The sequence below is a fragment of the Sphingobacterium allocomposti genome (assembly GCF_008124885.1).
In the GTDB taxonomy this organism is placed as follows: domain Bacteria; phylum Bacteroidota; class Bacteroidia; order Sphingobacteriales; family Sphingobacteriaceae; genus Sphingobacterium; species Sphingobacterium allocomposti.
Genome location: NZ_VNHX01000039.1, coordinates 1 through 13,454, shown reverse-complemented (window position 1 = coordinate 13,454; position 13,454 = coordinate 1). Strand labels below are relative to the sequence as shown.

Genomic DNA, 13,454 nt, shown 5'->3' with positions numbered 1-13,454 from the left:
TTGCAAAAATATCTTCCGGAAAAAGACTCGGACTATTGGATGGTAATGCTTTGAATAGTATGTTTGCCATATTGTTTGGGTACACCTAAAAATAACCATTTTTTAGGACAAACAATAAAAATCCCCGACACTTTCACGTATCGGGGATTCCTTTTTAAAAAAAGGCTTTTTAGACAACCTCTTTTTTTTAAATAAGTAGCAGCCAACTGGGCAATTAAAACAGAAGATGTACTATGAGTCCGCACAGTCCGCAGAGTTAGTGAAGCGGTCTCTACCCACTGCCTATCCTTCGACACGCTCGCGATAGCAATGTCAGGCTGAGCCCGTCGAAGCCAAGTGCCAATAGAAAATAGCCTCAGTCCGAAAAAAATGATCGCGTAGACGTCCGATGTTTATAGCGGGCATACATTTCTATAAATGTGTAAACCTTCAGGATTATCTTTCTAATCAGGGTGTGTCAGTCGGATAATAATTGAATCCCAAGCTAGCGTCTATTTTATTTTAAATTAAAGTATTTTCTTTTAAGTGGTTATTTATTATATTTGTCTATCAATTATAATGAATTATGATTACGTCAGCGCTTTTTTCCACAGAAGAAGCTTTGCTGTTACTGCGTTGTCTTTTTCGCTCCGGCCCGCCGTTGATATATTTGCGAGGGCAAGCACGCGGCAGCTTATACGTACACATTTTAAGCCACTTATCGGGATGCCGTTGGCTGTGCCGGTCTGCTGTGCTACGGACGTTCCGCTCTCTTCTCTGTTTCCTTTCCATGTCCCTTAGCAGTCTAGCATTACCTGCGCAGGTTGAACAGCAGGAGGAGACCGAGGAGGCCCTTCTTGAACAATTGGTGGAAGGCAATATCGGGGACCTCGATCCATCGGACTTCCACGACCGGCTACAGTATTACCTCACCCGGCCGTTGGATCTGAATAAAGCCAGCGAACGCGATTTTGTTGATTTCGTGTTTCTAACTCCATTGCAGATCTCCAATATTATTAAACACCGGAACATATCCGGTAATTATCTGTCCGTGCTGGAGTTACAGACCGTCGAGGGGATGGATTTGCAGACAGCGGAAATGCTGGCTCCCTTCGTTACGGTTTCAAGCACGGCCGGGATTCCGGTAGATCGCTGGAGGCAGCTTTTGAAAGAAGGCAGGCACGAGCTGACCTTACGCTTTGGGAGAGTGCTGGAAAAGCAACATGGCTATCATGTCAAAGACAAAAGGCGTGCGCATTATCTCGGCGATCCGAACAGATATATGCTGCGCTATCGGTTTAATTACAACGATCGTCTCCGTCTGTCGTTTAATGCAGAGAAAGACGCGGGGGAGGCCTTTTTTCGCCACGGACAGAAGTGGGGCTTCGATCATTATGGTATAAGTTTATACGCGAAGCCCTTGGGTGTGTTGCGTGAATTTGTGATAGGCGACTTTATCATGCAGACAGGGCAGGGGCTTGTGCTATGGAATGGGCTGAGCTTTGGGAAAGGCGCGATGATGACCACCAGCGCCCGCCAGGGTGTTGGATTTCGAAGCCATACGGCAATGAACGAACACCATTACCTAAGGGGCGGGGCAGCCCGGCTTGCTGTCGGGAATATCGCGTTTACACCTTTTGTTTCCTGGCGCCGGCTAACGGGCAATGTAGACAGGGGACAGCTGCCACCGATTATATCGTCAATTTCGACTTCCGGACTACATCGCACGCCCACAGAGATAAGAAATAGGAGAAGCGTGAATCAGTTTATGACCGGACTCGATGTGACCTATCAATACCGGCGCCTGAAGCTTGGCTTAACAGGTGTCTACACACAATTTGACGGCGTGCTGACGCGGAGCGACCACCCGCGGTACCGATATGCATTTCAAGGAGATAGGCTGGTTAATATAGCACTGAACTATCAATATACCTATCGAAACGTTTACCTGTTCGGCGAGTCTGCGCACGAGTGGAATAGGGGATGGGCTACTATCAACGGAATTATTGCCAGTCTGCACCCAAAGATATCTGCCTTCTTTAACTACCGGAACTACAAACGCGACTACTACGCTTTTTTTGCCCAGGCCCTGGGCGAGTCCAGCGAGGTATCGAACGAAAAGGGTTTTTATGGAGGGATGTCGTACCGGCTGGACCGGAAATTAGAATGGGTGACCTACGCCGATCTGTTTACGTTTCCGTGGTTACGTTACCGGGTTGATATACCGAGCTCGGGGGCAGATATACTCTCACAACTGACGTTTCACTGGTATAAAAGAGGGAAGCTAAGCGTTCGCTACCGCTACCGTGTCAAGCAGGAAAATAGAGGTGGAGATGCCGTCCAGCCTGCAGTGGTCGGCGTCCTCCGTAACCAGGTAAGGGTGCATTTCCAATATAAACTTTCGCCATCCTGGGAGATCCGCTCGCGGGCAGAAGTGGTGTCTTACCTAAAAGAAAGCCAAGAGGACTACGGTGGCCTGTTCTTTCAGGATGTATTCTATAGGCTGCGTCAAGGCCGCCTTTCCGTTAACTCGCGCATCGCGTTGTTTAGCACGCAGTCCTATGATGCACGGCTCTATGCCTATGAAAATGACATTCCTCCGGCAAGCTCGTTTCCAATGTACAACGGAAAGGGCTGGCGTTCTTATATGAATATTCATTTCAGGCTGTCGAAGGAAATTGCCTTATGGCTGCGCTATAGTATGACACATTACACGGGGGTGGAACAGGTGGGCAGCGGACTCGATAGAAGTGAAGGGAATAAACGATCGGACGTAAAACTACAGATGCGTCTCCAATGGTGAAGGGTGATTTGGTAGCAGCGTTACGCAGAGCACCGTTTATCCGTGCTTTCGTCTTCTATGCAACGGGGATCCTGCTGGGTTACTATAGGCCGATGGTCGGGCTTTTGGGGCTTGTGCTTCACTGTACCGTGGGCGCTGCTCTCGTGCTGGCGGTCCTGGAATGGAAAAGGAAAGAATGGAGCCGGAAGATTTTTCCTTATTGTTTTTATGCTGTAGCCGTATTGGCCGGCTTGCTCCGGATCGGCGGTGAGCTGCCGCAGTACAGGGACAACGACGTCTCCCGTTTTGCCGGCGGGCATCTGCGGGGCATCATTGTCGACGAGCCGATATACAGGGAACGCTCAGTACGGTTTCCCTTTGATGTACACGGCATCGTCCGCCAAGGGAAGGAAACTGCGGCCAGTGGACGGATAATGGTCACGATTGCCCGTGACCCGCAGCGCGGGGACGACAAGAGGTACTATTACGGAGACGAGCTCCTCTGCACAAATAAGCTAGCAGAGATTAACCCCCCATATAATCCACAGCAGTTTGACTACCGGAGCTATCTTGCGAAGAAGAACATACACTGGCAGATGTTTCTGCGCCCTCCGGAAATACAGCAGATCCATGCGGAAAAGCGCTGGTCATTAATGCACAGCGCAATACAGTTCCGCAAAAAGCTTGCGGCAAAGATGGCCTTACACCTGTCCGACGAGGATGCTCTGGGGATAATGACGGCTCTACTTCTCGGCGACCGGGTGGCCTTCGCGCCCGAAGAGCTCTCGCTTTTTGTCGACACAGGGACGATACACGTGCTGTCCGTTTCCGGTTTCCATGTCGGTATAGTCTTCTTTCTGTTGAATTTCATACTCCGTTTCTGCGATCGTATTCCGTACGGAAGACGCTTTCGGGCGTGCATTATTCTTTTGTCTATTTGGTCTTATACCTTGGTGACCGGCGTGTCGCCGTCCGTCCTGCGGGCCGCTACCATGCTGACCTTTTTGTTGTGTGCGAAGTGGACAAACCGTGCCAATCAAAGTGTCAACTCACTTTTTGCCTCCGCGTTGTTCCTGCTTGTATTCGATCCGTTTATGCTTTTCAATATAGGCTTTCAGCTATCCTACCTGGCCGTTTTCGGTCTTTTTACCGTATACCCGTTATTAAATAAGCTCATTCCGTGCCGCAACCGGTGGGTAAGGGCGGCAGTGCAGCTGACCTTAGTGTCGTTGAGCGCGCAGCTTTTTACCGGGCCGCTTGCCGTGTTGTATTTCGGCCAGTTTCCTACCTATTTTTTACCGGCAAACCTGTTTGTCACTCTTCCTGTTACCTTGCTGATGTATCTGGGAATCCTGTTTTTATGTTCTCCTTTTCCGTGGATCAACGCGTATATCGGGGAAGCGATTAAGGTGCTCAGCCGCTTTATGCTGGACGGCTTACAGGTACTTACTGACCTTCCTTTCGCTCAGGTGGTAGGGATAAGCATGCCGAAAACAGCCTGCCTCGCGTTATACATCGTTATTTTCTCGGTGCTACTGACGAAATACTGCCGGAAAGCAGGCGGCTTATGGGTCGCGGCATCCGCATTTCTTTTTTTTCTGTGCACGTGGGCAAACGAGGCCATTCAGTTATTCCGCTTTCAGGGATTTAAGGTCTATAATCTGGGACAGGAGGTTGCTGCGGTGGGAATAGACCGGGGCCGTGTTACGTTGGTGTCGTCTTTTGATTCCTTAAATCACGAACAGCTTAAGAACAAGGTTTTGCCGGATGTTTATCGCTATGCCGCGCCTAAAAGGATAAGCTTTTATCCGGTTGATCGGAAGGAGGCCGGTCTATTACATGCCGGATGGGGGAAGCTCGGAATAATAGAACGTGGAGCAGACCTGCCTGCAGTCGAAGAATGCAGCGTTGTTCTGTGGCGGAACCTGAAACCGGAAGACATCGTACTTTTATCAGGGAGGAAAGGGCAGATATTCCTGTTTGACGGATCAACCAAAGCCCACGTGCTTAATGAGGTAATAAAGGCTGCAGATGCATTAGGCTTGTTGTATTATGTTTTGAAGGATAATTTTGCTTATGTTTGGACGAAGCCAGATTAAACATGGAAAACAAAAGTTTGACCATATTAGAGCAATACTGGGGCTATACCGCCTTCCGTCCGCTGCAGGAGGAAATTATAAATTCCATTTTGGCGGGACGGGACACGCTGGCGCTCATGCCTACGGGAGGAGGTAAGTCGATATGTTTCCAGGTGCCAGCAATGCAGATGGCCGGCATTTGTATTGTCATCAGCCCGCTGGTCGCATTGATGAAGGACCAGGTGGAAACACTGCGGAAGAAAGGCATTGATGCTATAGCGATTTTTTCAGGCATGTCACGAAGAGAAATCGATATAGCGCTGGACAACTGTATCTATGGCCGTATCAAATTTCTGTACCTTGCACCTGAGCGGCTCTACAGCGATCTGGTGCGCGAGCGTATCCGTCATATGAAAGTCAGCCTTTTCGCTGTTGACGAGGCGCACTGTATTTCGCAATGGGGATACGACTTCCGTCCATCTTACCTGCAGCTGGTCGGGTTACGTGAGCTGCATCCATCTGTACCTTTTTTAGCATTGACCGCGACGGCCACCCCCGATGTCGTTCAGGACATACAGGACAAGCTGGGGTTTGTCGGCGGGCAGGTGTTCCGGAAAAGTTTCCGTCGATCGAATCTGTCTTATATGGCGCTGGCCGAAGACGATAAGATGGGCCGTATGCTGCGGATGATTCAGAAGCTGGGCGGCGTGGGCGTCGTTTACGTGCGCAGCCGCCGCGAGACGCAGGAGATAGCCCGGTTCCTGGTGAATCACGGCATATCTGCGGAGAGCTACCACGCTGGCCTTGACGCGGCAACGCGGAACGCGCGGCAGGACGCCTGGATGGGCAACAAGGTACGCGTTATGGTGGCGACAAACGCATTTGGAATGGGCATAGATAAGCCCGATGTACGCTTCGTCCTACATCTGGGGCTGCCCGACTCACTGGAAGCGTACTATCAGGAAGCTGGAAGGGCAGGGAGAGACGGTAAGAAAGCTTTTCCCGTGTTGATGTACGATCAGGCAGACCGCGAAAGACTGTGGACGAATTATGAAGCCAGTTTTCCGCCGTTTTCTTTTATTCAGAAAGTTTACCATCACCTCGGTAACTATTTTCAGATAGCTTATGGAGCTGGAAAAGGCGTTACGTTCGATTTCGATCTGGTTGATTTCTGCAAGCGTTATCAAATCGATGTATACCCTACGGTAAGTGCACTCAAATTTTTAGAACGGGATGGCTGGATAGCGGTGTCTGAAGCTGTTTTTATACCGTCCCGATTTAAATTTGAAGTAGACTATCAGGAGGTTTACAAATTTCAGGTGCAGTCTGCAAAATACGATCCGCTGATAAAATTAATCCTCCGTAGCTACGGAGGGGTATTTGATTTTTATGTCCCCGTCCACGAATTTGAGTTTGCCAAGAAGTTGAAGACGTCTTATACGGCCGTTGTCGAGATGTTGTCGGGATTACAGAAACTGCAGCTTGCGTCCTATCTGCCGAAAACGGACGCGCCGCAGCTTGAATTTCTACAGCCGCGGGTCGACTACAAGAACCTCTATGTCGACACGGGCTTTATCGCCGAACGGAAAAAGGTTAAAGAAGGGCAGGTCAAAGCGATGTACGCATACCTCGATACGAAACGTTGCCGGAGCATCACCTTGCAGTCTTATTTTGGAGAGCAGGACGATCAGGCCTGTGGTGCCTGTGACCTATGCCTTGTCCGGAAACATCGCGCCGACATAACGCAAAAGCTTACCGAGGAAGTCAAAAACGCTCTTATGGGAGGTGAAAAGGACATTAAACAGCTTGTCGACGACCTGACGATAGGAGACGACAGTACCCGCCTCTCCGTTATCCGCTCCCTACTGGACAAGGAGCGCATTGTTTTGAAAGACGGATATTACAGATGGAATACGGATTTCTGAGTGTTTAGGGCGAACAGCACGCTCCACGGGAGATCAAGGTTGCCGCGTCGTAAATATTTGACAAAAGTGTGAAAAAGTTCAAAAAGTAAAGTTTTGATAACACTCCAATACTTGCTAATTTTACCGGCAAGGTAGAAAATCGTTCTCATCATGGCAAAAAAGTTATATGTTTCAAATTCCACAGAGTCTCCTCGGATGTTTAAAAACGATTTTTTGGAGTCGTTAACGAAGATACACTATACTGTGCCGTTGATTTTCTGGGTGCCGGTCATCTGTTATTTCATTTATAAAGCATATGTCATCGGAGAGATGCCGGCGGGAAGGATAGCCCTCTATTTTTTGTTCGGACTGGCGTTTTGGACGTTGGCGGAATACGTACTTCACCGTTGGGTTTTTCACTACTACCCGAAGTCGGCCTGGGGACAGCGCATTCACTTTATTTTCCATGGCGTACACCATGATTATCCGAAAGACCGGTTGCGCCTGGTTATGCCTTTATCCGCAAGTATCCCGATGGCGGCGGTCATCTACTTTATCTTTAGCCTCTTTTTTACCGAGTTTACGTTGGCGGCCTTTTTTTCGGGCTTCATCCTCGGGTATCTTATCTACGATGAGTGCCACTACGCGATGCACCACGCAAACTTTAAATCGGGGTTGTTTAAGAAAATTAAGGACCACCACATGTTGCACCATTATTCGGATCCTGAACGTGGGTTTGGTGTGAGCTCGGCGTTATGGGATATAATCTTTGACTCCGGCTTTCGTAAAAAGGAAACCAAGAAGGATCGAGGAGCGATTAAAAAGTGAGAAATTAGATATTAGAAGTGAGATTTGAGAAGTGAGATTTGAGAGTGGAGGTTTATGGCTGTTAGCCTATAGATTAGCTGCCATCAGCCATCAGCCATTCGCTTCACTATACGATTCAACAACTCAACGACTTTACGACATTAGCTTGTGGCCGTTGGCTTATAGCCATCCGCCATGAGCCATCCGCCATTAGCTATCTGCCATTAGCTATCTGCCATTAGCTTTCAAATCAACGACTTTACGGCTTATAGCCATTAGCCATTTGCCATCAGCCATCTGCCATCAGCTATCTGCCATTAGCTTCACTTTACGACTCAACAACTCAACGACTTTACGACATTAGCTTGTAGCCGTTGGCTTATAGCCATTTGCCATCTGCCATCAGCTATCTGCCATTAGCTTCACTTTACGACTCAACAACTCAACGACTTTACGACATTAGCTTGTAGCCGTTGGCTTATAGCCATTTGCCATCTGCCATCAGCTATCTGCCATTAGCTTCACTTTACGACTCAATAACTCAACAACTCAACGACTTTACGACATTAGCTTGTGGCCGTTGGCTTATAGCCATTTGCCATTTGCCATCAGCTATCTGCCATTAGCTTCACTTTACGACTCAACAACTCAACGACTTTACGGCTTATAGCCATCCGCCATTTGCCATTTGCCATCAGCTATCTGCCATTAGCTTCACTTTACGACTCAACAACTCAACGACTTTACGGCTTATAGCCATCCGCCATTTGCCATTTGCCATCAGCTATCTGCCATTAGCTTCACTTTACGACTCAACAACTCAACGACTTTACGGCTTATAGCCATCCGCCATTTGCCATTTGCCATCAGCTATCTGTCATCTGCCATTCGCTTTCAAATCAACGACTTTACACCTTTTCTAGCGTATTACCATCTAATCAATGCGGAACCCCAGGTAAAGCCGGCGCCGAAAGCCGCCAGACACACCAGGTCGCCCTCCTGCACTTTGCCTTGTTCCCACGCTTCGCATAAAGCGATCGGCACGGAAGCCGCTGTCGTATTTCCGTATTTCTGGATATTATTGAATACCTGATCGTCATTCAACCCAAGCGTCTTTTGCACATACTGGGAGATGCGGAGATTAGCTTGGTGGGGAATCAGTATGTCGATATCCGAGGGGGCGAGATTATTTTGCTTTAGCGCCTCCATAATGACTTCCGGAAATTTGACTACTGCTTTCTTAAAGACAGCTTGTCCGTCCATAAAGGGGAAGGCTGTACCATCTTCCAGCATCTTGGGTGTCATGAGCATGCCGCCAAGCTCCTGGTCGGGCCACTCGGGTTGTTCGTCGAGCCAGATCCCTCCCGACGCTCCGGGATAATACATGGCCAGTTTTTCCGCGTCAGCGCCGTCCGAATGCAGGTGCGTACTCAGAATGCCTTTGTTCTTGTCTGTCGTAGGCTGTAAGACGACTGCTCCGGCGCCATCGCCAAAGATAACAGACACCGCGCGGCCCCGCGTCGAATAATCCAACGCGAAGGAGTGTTTCTCTGAGCCAACGACAAGAATATTTTTGTACATCCCTGTTTTTATAAACTGATCGGCTATCGACAGTGCATACACAAACCCTGAGCACTGGTTCCGGATGTCAAGTGCACCCACCTCCTTCATGCCCATCTCCCGTTGAAGAAGCACGCCGCAGCCCGGAAAATAATAGTCCGGAGAAAGGGTTGCAAAGATGATGAAGTCTATTTCGTCTGCCGTCGTCTGCGCCCGTTCGATGGCTATTTTTGCCGCTTCCACGCCCATAGTCGTCGTGGTTTCGCCAATGCGGTTGGCATAGCGGCGCTCCTTGATCCCCGTGCGCTCCTGAATCCACTCGTCGCTGGTGTCCATGAAATGCGTAAGATCCTTATTCGTATATATGTTTTTTGGCACATAGTAGCCTATCCCTGCAATCTTCGACTGGAACATAAGTTATATCTTTTGATTAGCTTGTAAAATTACGGAATTTTTAAAAAATAACTACTTTTGTGGTATGAGTGTACAGACTGAACAAGAAACTTTCACCCTCGACGAGCTCTTGGCGGTTGTCAAGGGATCTAACCGTTTGATACTATGGAATGATGAAATCAATACATTTGACCACGTAATCGACTGTCTGGTGAAACATCTGCAATATTCGGAATCTCAGGCCGAGCAGATCGCCTGGAAAGTGCACAACGAAGGAAAATGTGCGGTCTTGGAAGGCTCATTCACCGAGATGGAAGTCTACCGGAAGATCCTTAAGTCGGAAGGGCTGACCGTCTCTGTCGAATGATTAGCGTATCGTAATAATACGGTTACGATAGAACGATAGCAGCTTTTATTTTGTTTTTTTGTGGGAATGATAAATTTTCACATGGTATCAACTAAAAACTTTAAGCTGCTTTTATTCTCTTTATTTACTCCCTTATTTCTTTTAGCTCAGCAAGGAAAAATCGAGGCGGTGGTCGTCGATGCGGAAACCAACGAACCGATTATTGGTGCCAGCGCGTCCCTCCTCCGTCAGGTAGACAAAGGGTACGTTTTAGGAGCGCAGAGCGACATCAACGGACGTCTGGTGTTTAATGCCGTCAATGCCGGTTCGTACGCATTGCGCGTTACCTACGTGGGCAAGCAGGATGTCATCCGCGAAAATATACAGATTAACAGTGGCGCTTCCATCAACCTCGGCAAGATTCTCTTGACAGATGATGGTAAGGTTATACAGGAGGTGGTGGTTGAAGGCCGCGTACCGGAGATGCAGCTGGGGATAGACAAAAAAACATTTGATGTGTCGCAAAGTTTGGTAAGTATCGGTGGGTCGGCTACAGATGTGCTACAGAACGTGCCGACTATACAGGTCGACTCGGACGGTAGTGTATCATTGAGAGGTTCGTCGAGCGTCCGTATCCTAATTGACGGCAAGGAGTCGGCAATGGCGGGATCCGATATCAACAGCTTGCTGCAATCGCTGCCCGCAAATGCCATCGCGAAGGTGGAAGTAATTACTAACCCGTCGGCCAAATATGATGCCGAGGGACAATCGGGCATTATCAACATCGTCTTAAAAAAGGATGCCCGTATCGGTCTGAACGGAAATGTCACCGTATCCGGCGGTTCTTACGACAACTATAATGCGGGCGTGAACCTCAACTACAGATCCGGAAGGTTCAACTATTTCGGTGGCTACAACTTCGCCAGACGCGTGCAGCCCGGGGACAACCTGAACGACAATACGGAACTGATCAATGGCGTCATCCAGGATACCAGCGAGCGCACCATCAGCAGGGCCGACAACAATAGGAAAGGAATAAACCATACCGTAAGACTGGGGGCCGACTTCTACGCAACGCCAAAGACCACGTTCAGTTTGGGGACGAACTTCAGCGTACGGAATAACGACAGGCGCTCCGACATTTCTTACGAGTATTTTAATATTCCCCGCTTCGGTGGAAATGCCTTCCGCCGTTCGCAGCAATACGAAGACGACCTCGGCATCGATTTAACGTTCGATTTCAAGCAGGAGCTCGGAAGGGAAGGCGAAGAGCTTACGGCCAATGTGACATACGGTAACGATTCGGAAGAAGGTACCAACGACTTCTTCCAGACCTATGCTAGCGGCCGTGCCGATTTTCAGCGTAACAACGTTACAAGCGAGGCGGGAACAAACTGGAACTTTCAGGTAGATTATACATTGCCTTTTTCGGAAAACCATAAGTTTGAGGCGGGGTACCGGACGATCATCCGCAATAGCGAAGATTCGCAGTGGTCGGAGCTGCTCGACACACTAACGCGGCAGTTTCTGCCGGACTATTCTGTAAGTAATGATTTCAACCTAAAGAATAGTATACATGCGCTATATGTAAACTACCAACGCATGCTCACAGAAAAACTGGGTGTACAGGCTGGCCTTCGGGGCGAACAGACCTATCTTAATTCTATTTATTACAATCTCGATCCTGATGCCTCTGCCGACGAGCGGGAGACGCGCGGTACACAGGATTTTTTCCGGCTCTACCCAAGTGTGTTCCTATCATATGAAGTCGGGAAGTCGGGCGACAAGGTGCAGCTGTCGTATACGCGCCGCGTGCAGCGTCCACGGGGCTGGCAGGTGAATCCGTTTATAAATGTCTCGGATGAGACCAACTACAGACAGGGAAATCCGAACCTGCTGCCGGAAGATATTCATGCCTTTGAACTAAGTTTTGCGAAATTTTACGATAAATGGAATTTTGTGACGTCAGCATATTATCGTCATGTCAACGATATGACATCTCCTTTCCTCCGGAATCCGGAAGAGATTGCTGAGATTGTCGGCGACAATAGTAATGTTACTTACAGCCGTTGGGAAAACGTTGCTCAGCAGGATGCAGGTGGTTTTGAGGCGATTTCCAAGGTCAATCTTTTCAAATGGTGGGATGCAACGGCCAACGTCAATCTGTTTTACAACCGGACGCGCCCCTACGCTGCCTTCGAGGCCAACGAGGTGGAGAACTTTAGCTGGAACGGAAACATTAACACCAACTTGCGCTTCGCCAAAGGCACTTCCATGCAGCTGCGTGCCGATTATCGCGCTCCGCAGAAATGGGTACAGGGGCGCATGAAATCTATGTCGGGCGTCGATGTGGCCGTACGTCAGGATGTCTTAAAAGGAAAAGGAAGCATCATGTTCAATGTGCGCGACGTGTTTAATACGCGGAAGTTCCGTATGGAGAATGACCTGCCTACACAATTCATACGCATGGAGAACAGGTGGATGCCGCGCACCTTCATGTTAACGTTCTCTTATCGTTTCGGTGTTCAGGATCTTAACAAGAAGAATAACCAGCAAGAAGGAGGAGGTGTCGAAGAAGATATGGGCGGAGGCTTTTAAAAGTTGCGATATTTTTTTACCTTTAGTCGTCAACTAAACTTATGTTTTATATAAATATGAAAAGAAACTTTATGTATGTGATTGGGATGGCGATGTTGTTATCCTCAACGTCTTGTCATTCGCAGAAGACGCCATCTGCTGAAGCAGGTAATGTGCCTCCTTACGAGATCAGTAATTTACCGAAGGTTGATCTGAAAGGATTTAAACAGAATGCCGACGGTGCGTATGTTATCTTCGACGGAACGTCTCTGAACGGATGGAGAGGGTATAACAAAGAAAAAGTACCGGCCAAATGGTCTATTGAGAACGGAACGTTGAAATTCTCGAAGAACCCGCAGGGGGTGACAAACCCTGATGGGGGCGACCTTATCTTCGCTCACGACTTCAAGAATTTTGAGCTGGAATTTGAATGGAAGATATCTCATGCTGGAAACTCAGGTGTTTTCTTCTTAGCAAAGGAAGTTAAGGATCAGCCGATTTATATATCGAGTCCGGAGTACCAGTTGCTGGACAACGACAACCATCCGGACGCGAAGATGGGTGTGGACGGAAACCGCAAGTCGGGATCCCTCTATGACATGATTCCGGCGAAGCCGCAAAACGGCCGTCCTGCGGGCGAATGGAATAAAGCGAAGATTGTCGTTAATAAGGGCAAAGTGACTCACTATCAGAACGGCGAAAAAGTAGTGGAATACGAACTATGGACGCCTGCATGGACCCAGCTGCTGCAGGCCAGCAAGTTTAGTCAGGCAAAATGGCCATTGGCATTCGAGCTATTGAATAATGTCGGCGGGAAATCCAAATCCGGCGTTATCGGGTTTCAGGACCATGGCGACGACGTGTGGTTGAAAAACATCACCGTAAAAGTTTTGTAAAAGCACATGAAACAAAAAGAAAAACCGTCTCTCAAATGGAGGGCACTGAAAAAGCCTCAATTTTTTAATGAGATTTAAAGAAATGACTGAGTATAGGTGTTCCCTTACTCGGTCATTTTTGTTTAAAGGGTT

Annotated in this window: 8 protein-coding genes; 7 read left to right on the top strand and 1 reads right to left on the bottom strand. The window is 48.5% G+C overall.

Going from position 1 to position 13,454, the window contains the following annotated elements:
* Positions 1 to 769: 769 nt before the first annotated feature.
* From BC792_RS17950 to BC792_RS17935, 4 genes are all read left to right on the top strand, one after another.
* Positions 770 to 2,782, top strand: coding sequence for a helix-hairpin-helix domain-containing protein (locus tag BC792_RS17950; protein ID WP_170250086.1), 2,013 nt, complete (start codon positions 770 to 772; stop codon positions 2,780 to 2,782).
* On the top strand, positions 2,776 to 4,860 hold the full coding sequence (locus tag BC792_RS17945) for a ComEC/Rec2 family competence protein (protein ID WP_148910396.1): 2,085 nt from the start codon (positions 2,776 to 2,778) through the stop codon (positions 4,858 to 4,860). Before BC792_RS17950 ends, BC792_RS17945 begins: the two co-directional genes overlap by 7 nt.
* Before the next feature lie 2 nt (positions 4,861 to 4,862).
* On the top strand, positions 4,863 to 6,764 hold the full coding sequence (locus tag BC792_RS17940) for a RecQ family ATP-dependent DNA helicase (protein WP_148910395.1): 1,902 nt from the start codon (positions 4,863 to 4,865) through the stop codon (positions 6,762 to 6,764).
* 150 nt (positions 6,765 to 6,914) lie between these two features.
* Positions 6,915 to 7,571, top strand: coding sequence for a sterol desaturase family protein (locus tag BC792_RS17935; RefSeq protein WP_246155179.1), 657 nt, complete (start codon positions 6,915 to 6,917; stop codon positions 7,569 to 7,571).
* A 906-nt stretch (positions 7,572 to 8,477) separates the two neighbouring features.
* Here BC792_RS17935 and BC792_RS17930 read toward each other — a convergent pair.
* Positions 8,478 to 9,524 carry a 3-oxoacyl-ACP synthase III family protein gene (locus tag BC792_RS17930; RefSeq protein ID WP_148910394.1) on the bottom strand — a complete coding sequence of 349 codons (1,047 nt, stop codon included), beginning with the start codon at positions 9,522 to 9,524 and terminating at the stop codon, positions 8,478 to 8,480.
* A 64-nt stretch (positions 9,525 to 9,588) separates the two neighbouring features.
* On the opposite strand from BC792_RS17930, the gene BC792_RS17925 reads away from it, so the two are divergent.
* The 3 genes from BC792_RS17925 to BC792_RS17915 all read left to right on the top strand — a co-directional run bounded on the left by BC792_RS17925 (position 9,589) and on the right by BC792_RS17915 (position 13,322).
* A complete protein-coding gene (locus BC792_RS17925) occupies positions 9,589 to 9,870 on the top strand; it encodes an ATP-dependent Clp protease adaptor ClpS (protein WP_148910393.1) in 282 nt (93 codons plus the stop codon).
* An 81-nt stretch (positions 9,871 to 9,951) separates the two neighbouring features.
* Complete coding sequence (locus BC792_RS17920; RefSeq protein WP_148910392.1) at positions 9,952 to 12,447, top strand: TonB-dependent receptor; 2,496 nt, start codon at positions 9,952 to 9,954, stop codon at positions 12,445 to 12,447.
* Between the two features lie 56 nt (positions 12,448 to 12,503).
* Entirely contained in the window at positions 12,504 to 13,322 is an 819-nt protein-coding gene (locus BC792_RS17915; RefSeq protein ID WP_148910391.1) for a 3-keto-disaccharide hydrolase, read from the top strand.
* Positions 13,323 to 13,454: the final 132 nt, after the last annotated feature.

Excerpts from the sequence above, each read along its gene's own strand:
- BC792_RS17930 (WP_148910394.1), bottom strand. The coding sequence starts at position 9,524 with ATGTTCCAGTCGAAGATTGCAGGGATAGGCTACTATGTGCCAAAAAAC.
- BC792_RS17940 (WP_148910395.1), top strand. The coding sequence starts at position 4,863 with ATGGAAAACAAAAGTTTGACCATATTAGAGCAATACTGGGGCTATACC.
- BC792_RS17935 (WP_246155179.1), top strand. The coding sequence starts at position 6,915 with ATGGCAAAAAAGTTATATGTTTCAAATTCCACAGAGTCTCCTCGGATG.
- BC792_RS17950 (WP_170250086.1), top strand. The coding sequence starts at position 770 with ATGTCCCTTAGCAGTCTAGCATTACCTGCGCAGGTTGAACAGCAGGAG.
- BC792_RS17945 (WP_148910396.1), top strand. The coding sequence starts at position 2,776 with ATGGTGAAGGGTGATTTGGTAGCAGCGTTACGCAGAGCACCGTTTATC.
- BC792_RS17925 (WP_148910393.1), top strand. The coding sequence starts at position 9,589 with ATGAGTGTACAGACTGAACAAGAAACTTTCACCCTCGACGAGCTCTTG.
- BC792_RS17915 (WP_148910391.1), top strand. The coding sequence starts at position 12,504 with ATGAAAAGAAACTTTATGTATGTGATTGGGATGGCGATGTTGTTATCC.
- BC792_RS17920 (WP_148910392.1), top strand. The coding sequence starts at position 9,952 with ATGGTATCAACTAAAAACTTTAAGCTGCTTTTATTCTCTTTATTTACT.